Consider the following 20,974-nt stretch of genomic DNA (forward strand, 5'->3'; position numbering starts at 1 on the left):
CTACCGTGAGGGACATGGAGACCACACAGTTCCCGCTGATCATCTCCGTCGACGACCACACCGTTGAGCCCCCGGGCGTGTGGCAGGACCGGCTGCCGAGGAGGTACCGGGAGGCCGGACCCCGGATCGTGCGCGCGCCGCTGAAGGAGATGACCTTCCTCGGCGGGCGGTTCAAGCCCGTCATGGGCGAGCCGGGCGGCACGGACGGCCCGCTCGGCGACTGGTGGGTCTACGAGGACCTGCACCGGCCGCTCACCCGCCTCGACACCGCCGTCGGCTGCGCCAGGGACGAGGTCAGGCTCGAGGTCATCACCTACGAGCAGATGCGGGCCGGGTCGTACGACGTGTCCGCCCGGCTCGCCGACATGGACGTCAACCACGTCCAGTCGGCCCTGTGCTTCCCGACCTTCCCCCGCTTCTGCGGGCAGACCTTCACCGAGGCCTCCGACAAGGAACTCGCCCTGCTGTGCGTCCGCGCCTACAACGACTGGATGGTGGAGGAGTGGTGCGGGCCCGAGGCGCGGGGACGGCTCGTGCCGCTCACCCTCATCCCCCTGTGGGACGCCCGGCTGGCGGCCGAGGAGGTGCGGCGCAACGCGGCGCGGGGCGTCCGGGCCGTGGCCTTCTCCGAGATACCCCCGCACCTCGGTCTGCCGTCCGTGCACACCGACGACTGGGACCCGTTCCTCGATGCCTGCGACGAGACCGGCACGGTCGTGGCCATGCACATCGGCTCCAGCAGCCGGATGCCCTCGACCTCCGCCGACGCCCCGCCCGCCGTCGGCTCCACCATCACCTTCGCCAACTGCTGCTTCTCGATGGTCGACTGGCTGATGAGCGGCAAGTTCGAGCGCTTCCCGAATCTGAAGGTCATGTACGCGGAGGGGCAGATCGGGTGGATCCCGTACATCCTTGAGCGCGCGGACGTCGTGTGGGAGGAGAACCGCGGGTGGGGCGGGGTCGCCGACAAGGTGCTCCGGCCGCCGTCCGAGCTGTTCGCCGAGCACGTCTACGGCTGCTTCTTCGACGACGCCTTCGGGCTCAGGAACCTGGACGCCATCGGTGTCGGCAACGTCCTGTACGAGACCGACTACCCGCACTCCGACTCCACCTGGCCGGGGTCGCGCGAGGTCGGCGAGGCGCAGATGGGGCATCTGCCGGCGGACGTGGTCGAGCGGATCGTGCGGGGCAACGCGATCGGGCTGCTGGGGCTCACACCGGAAGGGCTGTGGCGGTGAGTGCCCCGGCGTACGGCATCCAGCTGCCCGTCCAGTCCCAGAGCACCCTCTACACCGAGCCGTGGGAGGCGGGGGCCGGGCCTGAGGACCTGGTCGCGGTCGCGCGGGCGGCCGATGCGGCGGGGTTCGCGTACATCGCCTGCTGCGATCACGTCGGCGTCCCGAGACGGCTGGCCCCGGCCATGAGCACGGTCTGGTACGACCCGGTGGCCACCCTCGCCCATCTCGCCGCCGTCACCGAGCGGGTCCGGCTGCTCAGCCACGTGGCCGTCGTCGGGCTGCGCCATCCGCTGCTCACCGCCAAGCAGTACGCCACCCTCGACCACCTGTCCGGCGGGCGGCTGCTCCTCGGGGTCGGGGCGGGGCACGTGCGGGAGGAGTTCGAGGCGCTCGGGGTGGACTTCGAGCGGCGCGGGGCCGTCCTCGACGAGGTGGTCGACGCGCTGCGGGCCGCCCTCGGTCCCGAGGAGTTCCCCGAGCACCACGGGAAGCACTACGACTTCGCCGGGCTCGGACAGCGGCCCCGTCCCGCACAGCCGCACGTCCCCCTGTGGGTCGGCGGCTCCTCGCCCGCCGCCGTCCGCCGGGCCGCGCTGAAGGGTGACGGCTGGCTGCCGCAGGGCGATCCCCGTGACCGGCTTCCGGCGCAGATCGCCCGCATCCGGCGGCTGCGCGAGGAGGCCGGCCTCGACGGGGAGTACACCGTCGGCGCCATCGCCGAGCCGCTGTACGTCGGCCGGCCCGGCTGGGACACCGGCCGGCGCACCCTCACCGGGACGCCGGGGGAGATCGCCGAGTCGCTGCGCGCGTACCGGGCGATGGGCGTGGACCAGATCCAGGTGCGGTTCCGCAGTCGGAGCCGGGCCGAACTCATCGAGCAGATCGGCGTGTTCGGGGCGGAGGTCGCGCCCCGGCTGGACTGAGGAGACGCTATGGGCAAGCTGGACGGGCGGGTCGTCATCGTCACCGGGGCGGCGCGCGGACAGGGCGAGCAGGAGGCCCGGCTGTTCCGGGCGGAGGGTGCGCGGGTGGTCGTGGCGGATGTGCTGGACGACCTCGGCGAGGCGCTCGCGAAGGAGATAGGGGCGCTGTACGTCCATCTCGACGTGGGCACGGAGGACGGCTGGCGGGAGGCGGTCGGGCTCGTCAAGGAGGCGTACGGGCGCGTCGACGGGCTGGTCAACAACGCGGGCATCCTGCGCTTCAACGCGCTGGTGGACACTCCGCTGGACGAGTTCATGCAGGTCGTGCAGGTGAACCAGGTCGGCTGCTTCCTGGGGATGAAGGCCGTCGCGCCGGAGATGGCGGACGGGGGCACGATCGTCAACACCGCGTCCTACACCGCCCTGACGGGCATGGCGGCCGTGGGGACGTACGCCGCCACCAAGCACGCCGTGCTCGGGCTGACCCGGGTGGCCGCGCTGGAGCTGGCGGGCCGGCGGATCCGGGTCAACGCCATCTGCCCGGGCGCCATCGACACCGCGATGTCGAACCCGGCCCGGCTGGATCCGGGCGCCGACCCCGAGGAGATGAGCCGGGCCCTGGACCAGCTGTACCGGGGGCTCGTGCCGCTCGGGCGGGTCGGGCAGCCGGAGGAGGTCGCCCGGCTCGCCCTCTTCCTCACCTCGGACGACTCCTCCTACATCACCGGCCAGCCGTTCGTGATCGACGGGGGCTGGCTGGCGGGGGTCAGCGTCGTCTGAGCCCACGTTATCTGACTGACCGTCAGCTCTTGACGGTCACGGCGGCCGGTGCGACAGTCGGCCGACAGCCAATAACTGACGGAGCGTCAGAAAAACTGGGACGGTGAACCGCCGTGGAATTCGGGCTCTTTGTACAGGGATACGTGGGCAAGCGCGCCGAGACCGACCCGCTCGCCGAGCACAAGGCGCTGATGGAGGAGACCGAGTACGTGATCCAGGCGGACAAGTCCGGCTTCAAGTACGCCTGGGCCTCCGAGCACCACTTCCTGGAGGAGTACTCGCACCTGTCCGCCAACGACGTCTTCCTCGGCTACCTCGCCCACGCGACCGAGCGGATCCACCTGGGATCGGGCATCTTCAACCCCCTCGCCCAGGTCAACCACCCGGTGAAGGTCGCCGAGAAGGTCGCCATGCTCGACCACCTCAGCGAGGGCCGGTTCGAGTTCGGCAGCGGCCGGGGCGCGGGCAGCCACGAGATCCTCGGCTTCCTGCCGGGCATCACCGACATGAACCACACCAAGGAGATCTGGGAAGAGACCATCGCCGAGTTCCCCAAGATGTGGCTCCAGGACGAGTACGAGGGCTTCCAGGGCAAGCACTGGCAGCTCCCGCCGCGGAAGGTCCTCCCGAAGCCGTACGGGACGTCGCACCCGGCGATGTGGTACGCGGCCGGTTCGCCGCCCTCCTACGCGATGGCCGCGAGGAAGGGGCTCGGCGTGCTCGGCTTCAGCATCCAGAAGGTCTCCGACATGGAGTGGGTGCTGGAGCAGTACAAGACGGCCGTCGTGAACGCGGAGCCGGTCGGGGACTTCGTCAACGACAACGTGATGGTGACCACGACCGCGATCTGCGCGCCGACGCACGCGGAGGCCATCGAGATCGCGGTCAACGGCGGGCTGCACTACCTGCCCTCGCTGGTCTTCCGCTACCACGACACGTTCCCCCGGCCCGAGGGCTTCCCGGTGTGGCCGGAGACGCTGCCCCCGTACACGCCGGAGTTCGTGGAGCTGCTCATCGAGGAGGAGCTGCTGATCTGCGGGGACCCGGACGAGGTGCTGCGCCAGTGCAAGCGGTGGGAGCAGGCCGGGGCGGACCAGCTGAGCTTCGGACTGCCGGTGGGGGTGCCGAAGGAGGAGACCCTCCAGACGATCCGGCTCATCGGCGAGCACGTCGTCCCGGAGATCGACACGGATCCGGTGCACCGGACCTCGCGGTTCCGGGCCGCCGTGTGACCGCCGCGGGCGGGTGCGGGTCCGTCGTGGCCGCTCGCGCCCACGCGGCGGAGCCGCAGATCGGCACAGTCCCGCGCCCCTAGGCAGGTCAGCCTCCCGGAGTCGAAGAGGAGCCCTCATGCTCGATCACGTCATCAAGGGCGCCACCGTCGTGGATGGCACCGGCGCGCCCGCGCGCACCGCCGACGTCGGCATACGAGGTGGCCGAATCGCCGTCATCGGCAAGATCACCGAAGGTTCCCGCACCACCGAGGACGCGCACGGGCTCGTCCTCGCCCCCGGCTTCGTCGACCCGCACACCCACTACGACGCCCAGCTCTTCTGGGACCCGTACGCCACCCCGTCCCTCAACCACGGGGTGACCACCGTCGCCGCCGGCAACTGCGGCTTCACCCTCGCGCCCCTCAACCCCGGCCGGCCCGAGGACGCCGACTACACCCGGCGGATGATGTCCAAGGTCGAGGGGATGTCCCTGGTCGCCCTGGAGGAGGGGGCGCCCTGGAACTGGCACTCCTTCGGGGAGTACCTGGACGCCCTCGAAGGCCGTATCGCGGTCAACGCCGGTTTCATGGTCGGGCACTGCGCGCTGCGCCGGCACGTCATGGGCCCGGAGGCGGTCGGCGGACAGCCCACCGAGGAGCAGCTCGGCGCGATGGCCGGCCTGCTGCACGAGGCCATGGACGCGGGGGCCTGGGGCCTGTCCACCACCCAGTCCGGCACCCACTCCGACGGTGACGGGCGGCCCGTCGCCTCCCGGCACGCCCGGCCCGAGGAACTGCTGGCGCTCGCCCGGGCCGTCGGTGAGCACGAGGGCACGCAGATCGAGGCGATCGTCGCCGGGTGCCTGGACCAGTTCAGCGACGCCGAGATCGACCTGCTCGTGGAGCTGAGCGCGGCCGCCGGGCGGCCCCTGAACTGGAACGTCCTGACCGTCGACGCGGCCGTCCCCGAGCGCGTGCCCCGGCAGCTGAGCGCGAGCGAGCGGGCGCGGAAGGCCGGTGGCCGGGTCGTCGCCCTCACCATGCCGATCCTCACGCCGATGAACATGTCGCTCGGCACGTTCTGCGCCCTGAACCTGATCCCCGGGTGGGGGCCGGTCCTCGCGCTGCCCGTGCCCGAGCGCATCGCCAGGCTCCGTGACCCCGGCGTCCGGGAGGAACTGCTGCGGCGGGCCCGGTCGAAGGAGGCCGGGGTGTTCCGGCGGCTCGCGGACTTCGGGCGGTACGTCATCGGGGACACCTACAGCGAGGCCAACCGGGGACTCACCGGCCGGGTGGTGCGGGACATCGCCGCCGAGCGCGGCCAGGACCCGTTCGCCTGCCTGGTGGAGATCTGCGCCGCCGACGGACTGCGCACCGTCCTGTGGCCCATGCCGAGCGACAACGACCCGGCCTCCTGGGCCCTGCGCGCGGAGACCTGGCAGCACGAGGACGTCCTGCTCGGCGGCTCGGACGCGGGCGCCCACCTGGACCGGATGTGCGGGGCGCCGTACACCACCCGGTTCCTCGGGGACTGTCTGCGCGGCCGGAGACTGGTCGGCCTGGAGCAGGCGGTGCGGATGCTGACGGACGACCCGGCACGGCTCTTCGGGCTGCGCGAGCGGGGCCGGGTGGCGGAGGGCTGGCACGCCGACCTGGTGCTGTTCGACCCGGAGCGGATCGACGCCGGCCAGGCCCGTCTGGTGCACGACCTGCCGGGGGACAGCCCGCGGCTGGACTCGCGGGCGATCGGGGTACGGGCCGTGTGGGTCAACGGCGTGGAGGCGATCCGGGACGACGTGGTGAGCGGGGCCGTACCGGGCCGGGTGCTGCGCTCCGGGCGGGACACCCGGACGGTGAGCACACGGTGAGCGAGGGACAGCCGCTGTTCGTCGGCGGGGCGTGGGTGGCGCCCGACGGCGGTCACTACCCGGTGACCGATCCGGCCACCGAGGAGACCGTCGGCCGGGCGCCGGAGGCGTCGCCGGAGCAGGCGCGGACGGCCTGCGCCGCGGCCCGGGAGGCGTTCGGGCCGTGGTCGCGGACCCGCCCGGAGGAGCGCGCGGAGGTGCTGGCGCGGGCCGCCGGAATCATCCGGGACCGGCTGCTGCCGTACGCCGATCTGGCCCGGGCCGAGACCGGGGCGACCACCGGGACCGCCCGCGCGATGCAGGTCGGGGTGGCCGCCGCCCGCTTCCGCCGGTACGCGACCGTGGAGCCCGCCGAGTGGGCCGTGGCCCCGCAGATCAACGAGGCCGGACCCATGGGGAGGGCCGGGGTGATGGGGGCGCTCGCGGTACGGCAGCCCGTGGGGGTCGTCACCTGCATCACCTCGTACAACAATCCGTGGGCCAACCCGGCCGGAAAGATCGCCCCGGCCCTGGCCATGGGCAACACGGTGGTGGTGAAACCGGCGCCGCAGGATCCGCTGTCCGTGTACCGGATGGCCGAGGCGCTGGCGGACGCCGGGGTGCCGCCGGGCGTGGTGAACGTCGTCTCCGGGCGGGACGTCGCGGTGGGCGAGGCCGTGGTCGCGTCCGACGACGTCGACATGGTCAGCTTCACCGGGTCCACGGCCGTCGGCCGGCGCATCGCGGAGGTGTGCGGGCGGGACATGAAGCGGCAGCTGATGGAGCTGGGCGGGAAGGGCGCCGCACTCGTCTTCGACGACGCCGACCTCGCCTCGGCCGTCGCCGGCATCGGCACCACCTTCTCCTTCTACAGCGGGCAGATCTGCACGGCGCCGACGCGGGTGCTGGCCCAGCGCGGGGTGTACGAACGGCTCGTCGAGCGGCTCGGGGCGTATGCCGGGCGGCTGCCGGTGGGGGACCCCGGCGCGGCGGACACCGTCGTGGGCCCCGTGATCTCGGCGGAGCACCGGGCGCGGGTGGAGTCGTACGTCGAACTCGGCCGCAAGGAGGGCGCGGACGTGGTCGCCGGGGGCGAACGGCCCCCGCTGGAACGGGGGTTCTACGTGGCGCCGACGCTGCTGGCCGGGTGCGCCAACGACATGCGGGTGGCCCGCGAGGAGATCTTCGGGCCGGTCGTGGTGGTGATCGCGTTCGACGACGAGGACGAGGGGGTGGCCCTCGCCAACGACTCCGACTACGGCCTCATCGACTACGTCTGGTCCGGTGACGTGGCCCGCGCCTTCCGGGTGGCGCGGCGGCTGCGGGCCGGAGGCGTGGGCATCAACACGGTCGCCCGGAACATGGAGGCCCCGTTCGGCGGCTTCAAGAAGAGCGGGGTCGGCCGGGACGTCGGCGTCTACGCCCTGCACGCGTACAGCGAGGTGCAGTCCCTGGTCTGGCCCGGCTGAGCCGGCGCTCAGTCCACCAGGTCCACCCGGACCGTCAGCAGGTCCGTGCCGAACGCCCGTACCGCCGCGCTGTTGAAGCGGGGCAGGGCGCGCAGCCGGGCCACCGCGTCGTCGTCGGGCAGGAGGTGGGCGGTGCCGTGGTGCCAGCGGCCGGCGATACGGACCCGGACCACGGGGTCGGCCTGGATGTTGCGCACGTACTGCGACTTCGGGCCGAACTCGGAGACCAGCCAGAAGGAGTCACCGACCCGGCGGCCGCCGACCGGTGTCTGCCGGGGCAGTCCGGACTTCCGGCCGGTGGTCTCCAGCAGGACCTGGAACGGCAGGCGCCGGTTGAGCGGGTTGGCGAGGTACCGCTGAAAGAGGGTCACGACGCGGTGCTTGCGGTCTGTGGGGCCTGACATGTCCTTCGGCTCTCCTGTTCTCTCGGGGCACGCACGGGTGCCCTCCCGGGCGCCGGGGAGGCGCCCGCGTGGATGGTGTGCCGGCCCCGTGCGGGGCGCGTGATACGCCGACTGCCGTGCGACCGGCGCGTGTCAGCCTCCCCCGCGGCCACGGACTCTCGCAACGGGGGAGGGAATCAGCGATCCACCATGACGTCACGCGCAGCTCTCCTCGCCCCGGCCGCCCTCTCCTGCCTGCTCGCCCTCACCGGCTGCGGAGGGCACGACGGAGCCGGCACCCCCACCCCGACCGGCACCCCCGCCGCGACGGCCACGGCCGGGGGAACGGCCACGCCGGGCGTGACCACCCGCACCGGGTACGGCCTCGACCACCGGACCGTCACCCTCGACCCGGGCGAACGGTTCTCCCTCACCGTGCCGTCGTCCGCGACGCTGGGCGAGCGCTGGTACCTGGCCGGCCCCGGGCCGGACCCCGCCGTGCTGGGACACCGGGGCGACCGGACGTCCGGCAGCGGCAGCGACGCCGACGGCGACACCGGCGGCACCCAGTCCTTCGACTTCGTCACGCTGGCGAAGGGCAGGACGACGGTCCGGCTGCTGCGCTGCCCGCTGAACACGTGCACCGGCCCCGGCACGGCGTCCCCGTACCCCACCATGACCGCCGTCCCACCCGCCCACGCCGACGCCGCCTTCTCCATCTTCTCCATCACGGTCCACTGACGAAGCGCCGCCAAGGGGCGCGGGGAACTGTGCGACCGGCCACGACGCGGCCGCACCCGATCGACGGAGCCCGTCGGCACGGTCAAGCCGTCGCGTCGGCCAGCCAGTTGCCGTGGAAGCCGAACGGCACCCGCACCGGCAGGTGCACCGTGGCGACCGGGGCCGCGGTGAGGTCGTCGGCGTCCAGGATCACCAGCTCGCTGCGCCCGGACCCGGCGTCGTGGACGTACGTCATGAGCAGGCCCGCCCCGCCGGGCGTGGCGTCGGCGGGCACGAAGACCGCCTCGCCGGGCGTGCGGCCGGGCCCGAAATCATGGGCGGTGACGGCCCCGGAGCCCAGGTCGTAGCGGACCAGCGAGGTGCCGCACGTGATGTGCCCGTGGCCCGCGGCGAGCCCGGTCAGCCGGTCGTCGACGCGCGGGAACTCACCGGGACGGTCGTCGAGCTGCTCCTCGCGGACCGTGCCGCGGGCCAGGTCGACGGTCCACTTCCACAGCACGGCCCGCTGCGGCCGCGTGCCGCCGTCGGCGGTGCGCCGCCACATCTCCGGGTAGCGCATCACGTACAGCACGACGGTGCCGTCCGGGGCGTCGTGGGCGTTGAGGACGTGGAAGACGTAGCAGGGGTCGACGGGGAACCAGCGGACCTCGCCGTGCGGGTCGTCGCGGCGCAGTACGCCGAGCCGCGCCCCGTGTCCGTCGTCCCAGCTGTACGGCATCGTGCCGCCGGTCAGGGCGAGTTCGACGTCGAAGACGACCGGCAGGTCCATGAAGACGACGTGCCCGGCGGTGAGGGCGAAGTCGTGCAGCATGGTCGGCGCGGGCACCTCGACCGGCCTGCTGAGCACCAGCTCGCCCGTGGCGTCGGCCCGGTGGTAGGTGAGGTGGGCGCGCTCCAGCATGCCGTAGCCGAAGAAGTGCAGTTCGCCGGTGACGGGGCAGGTCTTCGGGTGGGCGGTCATCGCGGTGCGGAGCCGGCCGTCGAAGTCGTACGGCCCCTTGGTGTCCAGTTCGGGGGTCAGCTCGTAGGGCAGGGCGGTCTCCACCAGCGCGAGCGTGCGGCCCGCGTGCCGGACGACATGGGTGTTGGCGGGGCCGGCGGTGAGGTCCCGGCGGCCCTGGTCGTCGTACATCCGCGCCCCGTCGGTGAGGCGGCTGGTGCGGACCCAGCGGTTGCGGTAGGAGACGGCCCGGCCGCCCTCCAGCCGCACCCCGTGGACCATGCCGTCGCCGAAGAACCAGTGCCCGGAGGCGGCGTCCGCCGGGTTCGGGCCGTTGCGCAGGTACCAGCCGGACAGCCCGGGCGGGATCGTGCCGGTCACCGGCAGGTCGTGTGCGGTGAGTTCCTCGGCGACCGGGGCGTAGTTGCCGGAGAGGTGCTGGGGGGCGGTGGTCACCGGGCCACCTGCCCGGCGGCCTGGGCCTGCGCCTGGACGTGGGCGACGTAGCGGACGGTGAAGAGCATCGGGGCCGCGAAGCCGGCGATCTGGACGAGGGTCGCGGGCGTGGAGTGGGCGTGGCCGGAGTGGTCCAGTGCGGCGAGGACGACGGCCGTCAGGGCGAACGCGGCGGTCCAGACGGCGGTGATGACCACGTTGGTGCGGACGAACGGCTTCAGCGTCCACAGCTCGCGCGGGGTGGTGCGCTTGGCGATGCCCAGGGTGAAGGGCCGGCCGACGGCGAGCGAGAGGCCGGCGATGACGGCGAGGGTGGCGGAGGAGAGGGCGGCGGAGTAGTCGTGCACGCCCGAGTGCGGATCGGCGAAGGCGACGGCCGCGAGGACCGCGAAGAAGACGGCCGAGCCGGACTCGATGACGAGGGCGTCGAAGCCGGTTCCGGACCGCTTCTCCCGGGCGATCAGTCCGGCCGCCACGAGCAGGGCGGCCAGGGCGCCCCACTGCCAGTCGCCCGAGGGGACGGCGGCGAAGACGATCCACGGCAGGAAGGTGCGCAGGTACGACATGGGGACCCCCGGTTGGTCTGAGTTCCGGTTTCGACATGTCAAAAGTAGAAGGTCGGTACTCGACATGTCAATAGTGGAAGGTAAGGTGGGGGTATGAGCCTCAGACACGCATTGCTCGGCCTGCTCTCGGAGCGTCCCGCCAGTGGCTACGACCTGCTGAAGACGTTCGAGACCTCGCTGGCCAACGTCTGGCCGGCGACGCAGAGCCAGATCTACACCGAGCTGACCAAGCTGGCCGGTTCCGGGCTGATCACCGTGACCGCCGAGGGTCCGCGCGGCCGCAAGGAGTACGCCCTCACCGACGACGGGATGACCGAGCTGCGCCACTGGCTGACCGAGACGCGGCCCCAGCGCAACACCCGCAGCGACGTCCTGCTGCGCGTGTTCTTCCTCGGGGTGCTGCGGCCCGAGCAGGCCCGGGACTACCTCAGCAGCCTGATCGAGATGTCCCAGGAGGGGTACGAGCAGCTGCGGCGGCTCGCCGACTCCATCGACTGGGACGACGACAACCTCTCGGTCCACGGCCGGATCGCCCTGGAGTACGGCCTGCGCTTCAACGCGATGCGGCGGGAGTGGGCCGAGTGGGCGGCGGAGCAGATCAAGTAGGCCCGAGGAAGATCGGGTTGGTGAACGCCGCCATCGCGCCCGGCACCGGCCCCAGCGCCGTCTCGTGCCGCACCTCGGCCCGCACACGGGACGCGCGGGCCGGGGTCGTCCGCCACTCCACGGTGCCCGTCCCGGACACCGGCAGCGGCCCGGCGGTGTACAGCACGCCCTGGTCGGTGACGAACCGGACCGAACAGCGCGGCGCGCCGGTCACCTCCAGCCGGACGGTCACGGAGGTGTCCTCGCCGACCGCCAGCCGTTCGCCGATCCCCGCCTGTTCCCCTCCCTCGGCCGTCACGGAGAACGCCAGCGAGACCTGCCGCGACTCGGCCACGTACGAGCGGCCGGCCCGCAGGCCCGCCAGGATCGCCTCGCGGGTCAGGTCGTCGGCGAGGACGACCGTCTGGGGCAGGCCGACCACGTCCGGGTCGCGGTGGGCGTCGCTGTTGCCCATCGCCGGCAACCAGTGCCGTCCGTCCCGCCCCGACGCCGTCAGGCGCGCGTCCCACGCCGCCAGGGTCGTCTCGTCGTCCGGCGTCCAGTGCCCGTTCCACACCTCCACGGCGTCCGCCCGCGCGAAACCGAACCTCCAGCCGCAGCCCACGCAGTCGGCGTGCGGATGGGCCGGTACGACGAGACCTCCGGCCCGGTGGATCGCCCGCGCGAAGTGCGCCCAGCGGCCGTCCCGCGCCCGGTAGCGCCAGTCGACGAAGGTGCCCGGATCGGTGCCGAGGGCCAGGACGTGCCCGTTCCTGGTGGTGACCTCCTCGCCGAGCAGCACCAGCAGGTCCTCGCCGGCCGCGTCCGCCCAGTGCGCGTGCGAGGCGTTCGTGTTGTGGTCGGAGCTGCCCAGGAAGTCCAGGCCCGCCGCGCGGGCCAGGCCGGCGATCTCGGCCGGGGTGCGGCGGCCGTCGGAGTGCCAGGAGTGCAGGTGGCAGTCGCCCCGGTACCAGTCCCGGCCCCGGCCCCGGGCCCGGCCGGGCGGATACACCGGCACCGGTACCGCCCCGGCCGCTCCGGGCGTCGGCGTGACCGTCACCTCGTACGACAGCCCCTGCGGGGCCACCGTGTACGGGCCCAGCACGATGTGCCAGGTGCCGGGGTTCAGCGGGCCGGGCAGGTAGCCGGGCGTCGCCTCGTCCGCCCGCACGAAGAACTCCGTCCGCGCACCCCCCGACCAGCCCCGGAAGCCCCGCCCGCCGAGCTCCGTGCCGCGCTCGTCGAAGAGCCCGATGTCGAGGGCGTTGCCGGGGACGCCGGGCGGGACGGCGGGTCTGTCGTAGGTGTAGGAGACCTTCAACTCCGCCGTTCCGGGAGGGATGTCGACGGGAAGGTAGACGTAGTCCGGTGAACCGGGTGCCAGAGTGCCGCGCAACGTCGCCACATCCTCAACGTAGGGCAACCCGGGGGCGCGGGACAGTACCGAATGCGCCTCCGGCGCGTGGGCCCGGCCCAGGGGCCGTGTCCGGCCGGCCCGCCCCCTGACGGTCCCGTCCAGTCGGTATGGACATACCATCCGGCACCCGGTACAGATCGCTCATGCGTATCGCCGTCACGATTTTCCTCACGGACGAGACCATCACCCCGGCCCGCCTCGCCCGCGAACTCGAACAGCGTGGCTTCGCCGGGCTGTACCTTCCCGAACACACCCACATCCCCGCCGAACGCACCACCCCCTACCCGGCCGGCGGCGACCTGCCGCGTGAGTACGGCCGCACCCTCGACCCCTTCGTCGCGCTCGGCCAGGCCGCGGCCGTCACCGAGCGCCTCGGCCTCGGCACCGGGGTCACCCTGGTCGCCCAGCACGACCCGATCGACCTCGCCAAGCGGATCGCCACGCTGGACCACCTGTCCGGCGGGCGCTTCACCCTCGGCCTCGGCTACGGCTGGAACGTGGAGGAGGCCGCCGACCACGGTGTGACCTGGCGGACCCGGCGGGAGCTGGTGCGGGACCGGATGGCCCTGATGCGCGCGCTGTGGTCGCCGGAACCGACGGCGTACGCGGGTCGGTTCGGGAGCGTACGGGCCGCCTTCGCCCACCCCAAGCCCGTACGCAAGCCGCGCGGCCCGGTCGTCGGCCCCCGCACCCTCGTCGGCGGGGCGGCCGGGCCGAAGCTGTTCGCGCACATCGCCGAGTACGCCGACGGCTGGCTGCCGATCGGCGGACGCGGGCTCACCGGGTCGCTGCCCGTGCTGCGCTCGGTGTGGTCGGACGCGGGCCGTGACCCGGCGGACCTGGAGGTCGTCCCGTACGCCGTGCAGCCCACCCCCGGCAAGCTCGGCCACTACGCGGAACTCGGCATCGAGGAGGTCGTGGTGCAGCTGCCGCCGGCCGGGGAGGCGGACGTGTTGCGCGCGCTCGACGCGTACGGCCCTCTCCTGGCGGACGGCACGCCCCGGACGTGATCAGCGCGAACGTATGCTCAAGAAATGACGACTTCCGCGACCTCCGGAACCGGCCCGACCGAGAACTCCATGCGTCGCGCCCTCAAACGTGCCCGGGACGGCGTCGCCCTCGACGCCGGCGAGGCGGCGGTGCTCCTGCAGGCACGCGGAGCGGACCTGACCGACCTCGCCGCCTCCGCGGCCCGGGTGCGGGACGCGGGCCTGGCGGCGGCGGGCAGGCCCGGCGTCATCACGTACTCGAAGAGCGTCTTCATCCCCCTCACCCGGCTGTGCCGGGACAAGTGCCACTACTGCACGTTCGTCACCGTGCCCGGCAAGCTGCGCCGCGCCGGGCACGGGATGTTCATGTCCCCCGACGAGGTGCTGGACATCGCGCGCAAGGGTGCCGCGCTCGGTTGCAAGGAAGCCCTGATCACCCTCGGTGACAAGCCGGAGGACCGCTGGCCTGAGGCGCGCGAGTGGCTCGACGCGCACGGCTACGACGACACCATCGCCTACGTCCGCGCCATCTCCATCCGCATCCTGGAGGAGACGGGCCTGCTGCCCCACCTCAACCCGGGCGTCATGACGTGGACGGACTTCCAGCGCCTGAAGCCGGTCGCGCCGAGCATGGGCATGATGCTGGAGACGACCGCGACCCGGCTCTGGTCCGAGCCCGGCGGCCCGCACCACGGCTCCCCGGACAAGGAGCCGGCCGTACGGCTGCGCGTCCTGGAGGACGCCGGCCGGTCCTCCGTGCCCTTCACCTCCGGCCTGCTCATCGGCATCGGCGAGACGTACGAGGAGCGCGCGGAGTCGCTGTTCGCCCTCCGCCGGATCGCCCGCTCCTACCACGGCATCCAGGAGCTGATCATCCAGAACTTCCGCGCCAAGCCGGACACGGCGATGCGCGGCATGCCGGACGCCGAACTGGACGAGCTGGTGGCCACGGTGGCCGTCGCCCGGCACATCATGGGACCGAGCGGCTGCCTCCAGGCCCCGCCGAACCTGGTCGACTCCGAGTACGAGCGGCTGATCGGCGCCGGCATCGACGACTGGGGCGGGGTCTCGCCCCTGACCATCGACCACGTCAACCCCGAGCGCCCCTGGCCGCAGATCGAGGAACTCGCCGAGCGCTCCCGGTCCGCGGGCTTCGAGCTGCGCGAACGGCTGTGTGTGTACCCGGAGTTCGTGCGCCGTGGCGAGCCCTGGCTGGATCCGCGGCTGCGCCCGCACGTGTCGGCCCTGGCCGACCCCGTGACGGGCCTCGCCCTGCCGGACGCGCCGGTCGAGGGCCGTCCCTGGCAGGAGCCGGAGGAGGCGTTCACCGCCTCCGGCCGCACCGACCTGCACGCCTCCATCGACACCGAGGGCCGCACCTCCGACCGGCGTGACGACTTCGACGAGGTCTACGGCGACTGGGAGGCGCTGCGCGAGGCGGCGGCTCCCGGCATGGTCCCGCAGCGCATCGACACCGATGTGCGCGAGGCGCTGCGCACGGCCGCCGACGACCCGACCCGGCTCACCGACGCCGAGGCCCTCGCCCTGCTGCACGCGGACGGTCCCGCGCTGGACGCGCTGTGCCGGGTGGCCGACGACGTCCGCAGGTCGGCCGTCGGCGACGACGTCACCTACATCGTCACCCGCAACATCAACTTCACGAACGTCTGCTACACCGGCTGCCGGTTCTGCGCCTTCGCGCAGCGCCGCACGGACGCGGACGCGTACACCCTGTCACTGGATCAGGTGGCGGACCGCGCCCAGCAGGCGTGGGACGTGGGCGCGGTCGAGGTGTGCATGCAGGGCGGCATTCATCCCGATCTGCCCGGCGCGGCGTACTTCGACATCGCGAAGGCGGTGAAGGAGCGCGTCCCCGGCATGCACGTGCACGCCTTCTCCCCGATGGAGGTGGTGAACGGCGCGACCCGCACCGGCATGCCGATCCGCGAATGGCTCACGGCCGCCAAGGAGGCGGGCCTGGACTCCATCCCCGGTACGGCGGCGGAGATCCTGGACGACGAGGTCCGCTGGGTGCTGACCAAGGGCAAGCTGCCCACGGCCACCTGGATCGAGGTGATCAGGACCGCCCACGAGCTGGGCATCCGGTCGTCCTCCACGATGATGTACGGACATGTGGACCAGCCCCGCCACTGGCTCGGCCACCTGCGCACCCTGGCCGGGATCCAGCGCGAGACGGGCGGCTTCACGGAGTTCGTGACCCTGCCCTTCATCCACACCAACGCGCCGGTCTACCTGGCCGGTATCGCCCGCCCCGGCCCGACCGTGCGGGACAACCGGGCGGTGACGGCGATGGCCCGGCTGCTGCTGCACCCCTGGATCCCCAACATCCAGACAAGCTGGGTCAAACTGGGCGCGGAGGGGGCGGCGGAGATGCTCCGCTCCGGCGCGAACGACCTCGGCGGGACGCTGATGGAGGAGACGATCTCCCGCATGGCGGGCTCCTCCTACGGCTCGTACAAGTCGATCCGTGACCTGGTCGCGGTGGCGGAGGCGGCCGGCCGTCCCGCGAAGCCGCGCACCACGCTCTACGGCGAGGTCACCGAGGAGCGGCGACGGGCCGCCGAGGCGTCCGACGGGCACCTGCCGGATCTGCTGCCGGTCCTGGACTGAGTACGATGATCCGACCCCCGATCCTGGACGGGGCCCCGTAGCGGAGGAGATGCGTCCCGTGGCTGCCCGACTGCCCTCGTGGGCCTGGGTCACCGGTCTGACGGCCGGGGCGACCGCCGCCGTGGTCGCCCTCGCGATACAGGCGAACCAGGCGCCGCAACCCACGGCCGCCGTGGCCAGGCCCGGCGCGTCGGCGTCGGCGACACCCCACGCGACCGTCTCCCCGAAGGCGCCGGCCGCGCCCGCCCTGCCGGACGCCTCCGGCGAGGGCCGCCGGATCGTGTACTCGGTGGCCGGGAAGCGGGTGTGGCTGGTCGACGCGACCGGCAAGCCGGTCCGCACGTTCACGGTGTGGCCGGGCACGGTGGACCCGCAGCCCGGCCGCTACTCGGTCACCCTGCGCACCCAGTCCCTCAAGGGCTCGGACGGCGTGGAGATCGAGCACGTCATGTACTTCACCAAGGTGTCCGGCGTGAACGTCGCCTTCTCCAACGCCCTGGACGGCTCCTCGCCGCCGCCGGCGAACGGCCAGAAGCGGGGCGGCATCCGCCTCCACAAGGAGGACGGGGCCGCGCTGTGGTCCTTCGGCGATCAGGGCACCAAGGTGGCGGTCGTCAACTAGCGTCCCGGCGGCCGGCGGGCAACTGGTTGACGATCAACGCCACCCCGCTGAGCAGGAACACCCGGGTCGCGGCGTCCAGCCCGTTCCACGTCTTCGACTGCCACATCGCGAACCACTCCCCGCCGACCGCGATGAACCCGGCGCCGAAGAGCAGCAGGAGCATCAGCAGGCCGTAGGTGGAGAACCGCCGGGCCCGGTCGTGGTCCCGCCGCGCCCACAGCCACGCGCCCCAGATCAGCACGAGCGCCGCCACCGTCTCCCAGGCGATGATCAGGACGTAGGCGGTGTCCTGCAGCGCGGTGCTGGTGATCGCGCGCCACATCAGGTCGTCGTCCTTGAACGTCGTGTCCATCGCCAGCACATGCCGGACGAACTGCTGGTTGGTCCCGAAGTCGGTGATGTTCCCGAGGGCGACGAGGGCGATGTAGAGGGCGAGTATGCCGGTGAGGACACCGGCGGCGAGGCTGAGGCCGGTGTGGCGTGTGGGGGTGGTGGTCATGGCTGGATTCTCCCCCGCCCAACACCGGTTTGGCTCGCGATCATTGAGCCAGAGTTATCCCAGGCGGGAGGCGAACCCGAGGAACTCCGTCCAGGTGCCACCGCCGACCGCGAGCCGGGCGCGCGCGGGATCCTTGGAGTCGCGGACGTGGACGGTGGCGGGGGTTATGGCTACCTCGACGCAGTCGGGGCCGTCGTTCCCGCTGTAGCTGCTCTTGAACCAGGTCAGCTTGTCGGTGGTCATGTCTCTTCTCCCAGAATCTTCTCGATGAGAGCCACGGACTCCCGAGGCGAGAGTGACTGCGCTCGGATCATTCCATAGCGCATCTCCAGGATCTGTACTTCCTGTGGCTGGCTGATCACTCGGCTGTACAGCTGGCCTTCGGTCTGGCCCATCGTTTTGCCCCTGCGGAGCTTCAGCACACGGAACGAGCCCATCATGCCCGCGTGATCCTCGCGGTCGGTAGGCATCACCTGGATCTCCACGTGCCTCAACGCAGCCAGTTCCAAGAGGTGTTCGAGCTGTTGCCGAAGGACCAGTCTGCCTCCGACGGGCCGCCGTAGCGTCACCTCTTCCAGCACGAAGGTGATGAGCGGCTTCGGTACCCGCTCGAACACGGACTTCCGTGACATACGCGCCGTGACGAGCCGGTCGATCTCCTCTTCGGAGTACGAAGGGCGCCGCATCTCGTACAACGCCTGCGCGTACTCGGGGGTCTGGAGAAGTCCGTGGATGTGGAGAGCGGCGTAGGCGCCCATCTCGACCGACTCGTCCTCCAGTTTCTTCAGATCCCGGACGTTCTTCGGGTACCTGGCCTTCTCGACGTCCTCCTTCATCGCCGCCAGCTTCCCGGCAGCGCCCAACACCTCATCTGCCGCGTCCAGGAATTCCGGTTGGGGGACTCGTACTCCTCTTTCCACTGCGGAGACCAGATCCATGCCGTAGCCGATGCGCGCGCCCAGTTCTCCCTGCTTCAGGCCCGCGGCTTCCCGCCACACCCTGATCTGCCGCCCGACCGCCTTGAGTACGGCTGCGGCCTCCTCGTCCTCCATGCTCACCCTCCGTATTGGCGCCGTCACGCGACAGCGTAGGGGTGGCAGACCGCGCCAGGGGATGCCAATGGGAAAGTCGATGGCCGGCCGCGTCCCGACTGTCCACGACCCGGTGAACGCCCCTTGTACACCCGGCACTTGGAGCTACGGTCCGTACCGGGGCGCGGGGGGCCACGACCCGGTGGTGCCCGACCCCAGAAGACCAAAGAACCGGGGTAAGAACCGAACCCACCCCCACCGCCCCCGTCGCTCACTCGCCGGAGTGAATATGCCCGACGCAACTGGCGCGGCAGGGGAGTTGTCGGGCAGTGTCGGCGACGACCACCCCGAACATGCATCGGCCCCCGCCGGGACTGCCATCCCAGTGCGAGGGCCTGATCACCGAGGAAGGCAAGAACTTCCTGATGACTAACAAGAAGCGTAACGCTCCCGCGCGGCCCAGGACCCGGCATTCCTCGGGCGTCACCCACGTGAACGAACCCCATCACGACAACTTCACCGTCGTCGGCAACCACCTGGCCCAGCACGCCGAGCTGTCGCTCGTGGCCATCGGCCTGGCGCTGCACATCCAGTCGCTGCCGGAGGGGACGCCGATCGGCATCAAGGCGCTGGCGGCGAAGTTCCCCGAGGGGGAGATCCGGATCGCGGCGGCACTGCGCGAGCTGGAGGAACACGGATACCTCTCGCGTCCCAGGGAGCGTCTTCAATCGGGACAGGTGACGACCCGGACGATCTCGTACAACAAGCCGAGGCTCGCGGTGGCCCTCGCCGCCCCGGTCGCCCCCGAGCCCGAGGCTCCGCCGAAGGCGCCCCCGCCGCCCGGCAAGGCCACCGAACTGCTCGCCGGGCTCCGGGCCCGTGATTCCCGCCTGCTCCTGACCGAGCGGGACGTGCACCGCCTGGCGCCGGCCGTCTCCGAGTGGCTGGAGCGGGGCGTGCCTCCCACGGCGGTCGTCCGCACTCTCACGACCGGGCTGCCCGCAGAGCCGATCAAGCATCCGGCCGCCTTCCTGGCGCACCGCCTCACCGCTCAACTGCCGCCGCACCTCCCCGCGCCGCCGCGGACCATCACCCCACCCCGCCCGGACCCCCTCCAGACCTGCGACGGCTGCGACCGGGCCTTCCGCTCCCCCCACCCGGGCCGCTGCCGGAGCTGCCGCCGGTCCGCGGTGGCGTGACTCCGGGACCAGGGTCGACGTGCCGCCTCGCGCAGCCGCCGCATCGACGGTTCCACCGGTACCGTACGAGGACCGGCACACCTGCCGAGGTCACCGTGAGCGGCCCTTACGTCCTGGCCGTGCCGCGGCACGAGTGCGTGTATGTCTGCGACGTCACGTGGTACGGCTGACCCCGTCCCGGTCCCAAGCTGATCGGGAATGACCGGCCGGGGCAGATTTGTCCCGCTGATCGGACCGTCCCCGGTCGATTACAGTGCTGGGCGTCGTACAGGCGGACGGTGTCGAGGGGAGTTCCGGTGAGCGCGACGTCCGGTGCCGTCTGGGGCCGCGCCGAGCAGCAGGACTTCCGCGGCCGGGTGCGCGGCACGCTGCTCGGGGCCGCGGTGGGCGACGCCCTGGGCGGACCCGCCGACGCGCTGTCCCTGGAGGAGATCCGGGCCGCGTACGGCGGCGAGGGGCTGCTGGACCTGGCCTTCGGGCACGGCCGGCGCGGCACGGTCACCCATCACACCCAGCTGAGCCTGTTCACCGTGGACGGGCTGATCCGCGCGCAGGTGCGCCGCGACACCGGCGCCTGGCATCCGCCGACGGATCTGCACCGGGCGTATCTGCGCTGGGCGGCGACCCAGCGGGACTGGGGGCCCGACGAACGCCGCAAGGACGACGGGTGGCTGGCCCGCGAGGAGTGGCTGTACGCCCGCCGGGATCCGGGACGGGCGCTGCTCGTCGGCTTCGGCGACGAGACCATGGGCACGCTGGAGACCCCGAAGAACCCCGGGGAGCTGGGCCCGGAGGCCGTCGCCCGCTCGGCACCGTTCGGCCTGCTGGTCGGCTGGGAGCCGCAGCTCGTCGTCCAGCTTGCGGTGGAGTGCGCGGCCCAGACCCACGGTCACCCCATCGCCTACCTGTCGGCGGGCGCGTACGCCGTGATCGTGCACGGGCTGGCCCGGGGCGAGAGCCTGGACGGCGCCGTGCAGCGGGCGCTCGCCCTGCTCGCCGCCCGGCCCGGCCACCAGCCGGTCTCCGACGCCCTGCAGCACGCCCTCGGCGCCGTACGGCAGGGGATGCCCACCCCGGCCCGGGTGGAGGAACTGGCCGGCGACGGCACGGCGGACGGACTGCTCGCCGCGTCCGTGTACTGCGCGCTGGTGGGGGAGGACGTACGGCACGGCCTGTGCCTGGCGGTGAACCAGAGCGGTCCGTCGGCGGCGGCGGGGGCGCTGACCGGGGGCCTCCTCGGCGCCCTGCACGGCGAGACGGCCCTCCCCCCGGCCTGGCTGGTCGAGCTGGAGGGCCGCCCGACGATCCTGGAACTCGCCGACGACTTCTCCATGGAGATGACCCAGGGCCCGGCCCTCCACGGCCCGGCCGGCTCCGCCCCCGGCTGGCTGGCCCGCTACCCACGAGCCTGACCCGACAGGGTCCCCAGGGGCGCGAGGAGCCAC

20 protein-coding genes are annotated in these 20,974 nt (G+C 72.4%); 13 read left to right on the plus strand and 7 right to left on the minus strand.

What is annotated here, in order from left to right:
* Positions 1–14: 14 nt before the first annotated feature.
* The 6 genes from FHS34_RS16500 (at position 15) to FHS34_RS16525 (ending at position 7,470) form a co-directional block, all read left to right on the plus strand.
* On the plus strand, positions 15–1,238 hold the full coding sequence (locus FHS34_RS16500) for an amidohydrolase family protein (RefSeq protein WP_225817485.1): 1,224 nt from the start codon (positions 15–17) through the stop codon (positions 1,236–1,238).
* The gene (locus FHS34_RS16505; protein ID WP_225817486.1) at positions 1,235–2,161 is read left to right on the plus strand and encodes an LLM class F420-dependent oxidoreductase; all 927 of its coding nucleotides are present in this window, start codon (positions 1,235–1,237) and stop codon (positions 2,159–2,161) included. Before FHS34_RS16500 ends, FHS34_RS16505 begins: the two co-directional genes overlap by 4 nt.
* Before the next feature lie 9 nt (positions 2,162–2,170).
* Positions 2,171–2,941 (plus strand): SDR family NAD(P)-dependent oxidoreductase, encoded by a 771-nt coding sequence (locus FHS34_RS16510; RefSeq protein ID WP_184965849.1) that lies wholly within the window; start codon positions 2,171–2,173, stop codon positions 2,939–2,941.
* A gap of 113 nt (positions 2,942–3,054) precedes the next feature.
* Positions 3,055–4,173 (plus strand): LLM class flavin-dependent oxidoreductase, encoded by a 1,119-nt coding sequence (locus tag FHS34_RS16515; protein ID WP_184965851.1) that lies wholly within the window; start codon positions 3,055–3,057, stop codon positions 4,171–4,173.
* A gap of 13 nt (positions 4,174–4,186) precedes the next feature.
* Positions 4,187–6,022 (plus strand): N-acyl-D-amino-acid deacylase family protein, encoded by a 1,836-nt coding sequence (locus tag FHS34_RS16520; protein WP_308288295.1) that lies wholly within the window; start codon positions 4,187–4,189, stop codon positions 6,020–6,022.
* Positions 6,019–7,470, plus strand: coding sequence for an aldehyde dehydrogenase family protein (locus tag FHS34_RS16525; RefSeq protein WP_184965855.1), 1,452 nt, complete (start codon positions 6,019–6,021; stop codon positions 7,468–7,470). Before FHS34_RS16520 ends, FHS34_RS16525 begins: the two co-directional genes overlap by 4 nt.
* 8 nt (positions 7,471–7,478) lie before the next feature.
* Here FHS34_RS16525 and FHS34_RS16530 read toward each other — a convergent pair whose 3' ends face one another.
* On the minus strand, positions 7,479–7,874 hold the full coding sequence (locus tag FHS34_RS16530; protein WP_184965864.1) for a nitroreductase/quinone reductase family protein: 396 nt from the start codon (positions 7,872–7,874) through the stop codon (positions 7,479–7,481).
* A gap of 189 nt (positions 7,875–8,063) precedes the next feature.
* Here FHS34_RS16530 and FHS34_RS16535 point away from each other — a divergent pair, with 189 nt between their 5' ends.
* Positions 8,064–8,594, plus strand: a complete 531-nt coding sequence (locus FHS34_RS16535; RefSeq protein WP_184965867.1) for a protease inhibitor I42 family protein — start codon at positions 8,064–8,066, stop codon at positions 8,592–8,594.
* 82 nt (positions 8,595–8,676) lie between these two features.
* Here the strand turns inward: FHS34_RS16535 and FHS34_RS16540 are convergent, their stop codons facing one another.
* Entirely contained in the window at positions 8,677–9,990 is a 1,314-nt protein-coding gene (locus tag FHS34_RS16540; RefSeq protein WP_184965869.1) for a carotenoid oxygenase family protein, read from the minus strand.
* Complete coding sequence (locus FHS34_RS16545) at positions 9,987–10,556, minus strand: hypothetical protein (protein ID WP_184965871.1); 570 nt, start codon at positions 10,554–10,556, stop codon at positions 9,987–9,989. The genes FHS34_RS16540 and FHS34_RS16545 overlap by 4 nt, the downstream gene beginning before the upstream one ends.
* A 93-nt stretch (positions 10,557–10,649) precedes the next feature.
* Here FHS34_RS16545 and FHS34_RS16550 point away from each other — a divergent pair, with 93 nt between their 5' ends.
* Positions 10,650–11,162, plus strand: a complete 513-nt coding sequence (locus FHS34_RS16550) for a PadR family transcriptional regulator (RefSeq protein WP_184965873.1) — start codon at positions 10,650–10,652, stop codon at positions 11,160–11,162.
* Here FHS34_RS16550 and FHS34_RS16555 read toward each other — a convergent pair.
* Entirely contained in the window at positions 11,155–12,678 is a 1,524-nt protein-coding gene (locus FHS34_RS16555; protein ID WP_184965875.1) for a CehA/McbA family metallohydrolase, read from the minus strand. The two genes, FHS34_RS16550 and FHS34_RS16555, sit on opposite strands and share 8 nt — an antisense overlap.
* A gap of 23 nt (positions 12,679–12,701) precedes the next feature.
* On the opposite strand from FHS34_RS16555, the gene FHS34_RS16560 reads away from it, so the two are divergent.
* Genes FHS34_RS16560 through FHS34_RS16570 form a run of 3 tightly spaced genes read left to right on the plus strand, consistent with a single transcriptional unit; the run spans position 12,702 to position 16,800 of the window.
* Positions 12,702–13,568 carry an LLM class F420-dependent oxidoreductase gene (locus FHS34_RS16560; RefSeq protein WP_184965877.1) on the plus strand — a complete coding sequence of 289 codons (867 nt, stop codon included), beginning with the start codon at positions 12,702–12,704 and terminating at the stop codon, positions 13,566–13,568.
* A 24-nt stretch (positions 13,569–13,592) separates the two neighbouring features.
* Positions 13,593–16,178: a bifunctional FO biosynthesis protein CofGH gene (locus FHS34_RS16565; protein ID WP_184965879.1), complete on the plus strand. Its 2,586-nt coding sequence runs from the start codon at positions 13,593–13,595 to the stop codon at positions 16,176–16,178.
* Positions 16,179–16,236: 58 nt separating this feature from the next.
* On the plus strand, positions 16,237–16,800 hold the full coding sequence (locus FHS34_RS16570; RefSeq protein WP_372478575.1) for a hypothetical protein: 564 nt from the start codon (positions 16,237–16,239) through the stop codon (positions 16,798–16,800).
* On the opposite strand, the gene FHS34_RS16575 is transcribed toward FHS34_RS16570, so the two are convergent.
* From FHS34_RS16575 to FHS34_RS16585, 3 genes are read right to left on the minus strand one after another with little or no spacing between them, the layout of a single operon-like run.
* Positions 16,793–17,299, minus strand: coding sequence for a DUF2165 domain-containing protein (locus tag FHS34_RS16575; RefSeq protein WP_184965882.1), 507 nt, complete (start codon positions 17,297–17,299; stop codon positions 16,793–16,795). The genes FHS34_RS16570 and FHS34_RS16575 overlap by 8 nt on opposite strands.
* A gap of 54 nt (positions 17,300–17,353) precedes the next feature.
* The gene (locus FHS34_RS16580) at positions 17,354–17,542 is read right to left on the minus strand and encodes a DUF397 domain-containing protein (protein ID WP_184965884.1); all 189 of its coding nucleotides are present in this window, start codon (positions 17,540–17,542) and stop codon (positions 17,354–17,356) included.
* Positions 17,539–18,351: a helix-turn-helix domain-containing protein gene (locus FHS34_RS16585; protein WP_184965886.1), complete on the minus strand. Its 813-nt coding sequence runs from the start codon at positions 18,349–18,351 to the stop codon at positions 17,539–17,541. The genes FHS34_RS16580 and FHS34_RS16585 overlap by 4 nt, the downstream gene beginning before the upstream one ends.
* A 404-nt stretch (positions 18,352–18,755) precedes the next feature.
* Between FHS34_RS16585 and FHS34_RS16590 the strand changes: the two genes are divergently transcribed.
* Both FHS34_RS16590 and FHS34_RS16595 read left to right on the plus strand, forming a co-directional pair.
* Positions 18,756–19,529 carry a helix-turn-helix domain-containing protein gene (locus FHS34_RS16590; protein WP_225817489.1) on the plus strand — a complete coding sequence of 258 codons (774 nt, stop codon included), beginning with the start codon at positions 18,756–18,758 and terminating at the stop codon, positions 19,527–19,529.
* Between the two features lie 296 nt (positions 19,530–19,825).
* Positions 19,826–20,941, plus strand: coding sequence for an ADP-ribosylglycohydrolase family protein (locus FHS34_RS16595; RefSeq protein WP_184965888.1), 1,116 nt, complete (start codon positions 19,826–19,828; stop codon positions 20,939–20,941).
* Positions 20,942–20,974: the final 33 nt, after the last annotated feature.

The sequence above is a fragment of the Streptomyces echinatus genome (assembly GCF_014203595.1).
GTDB lineage: Bacteria > Actinomycetota > Actinomycetes > Streptomycetales > Streptomycetaceae > Streptomyces > Streptomyces echinatus.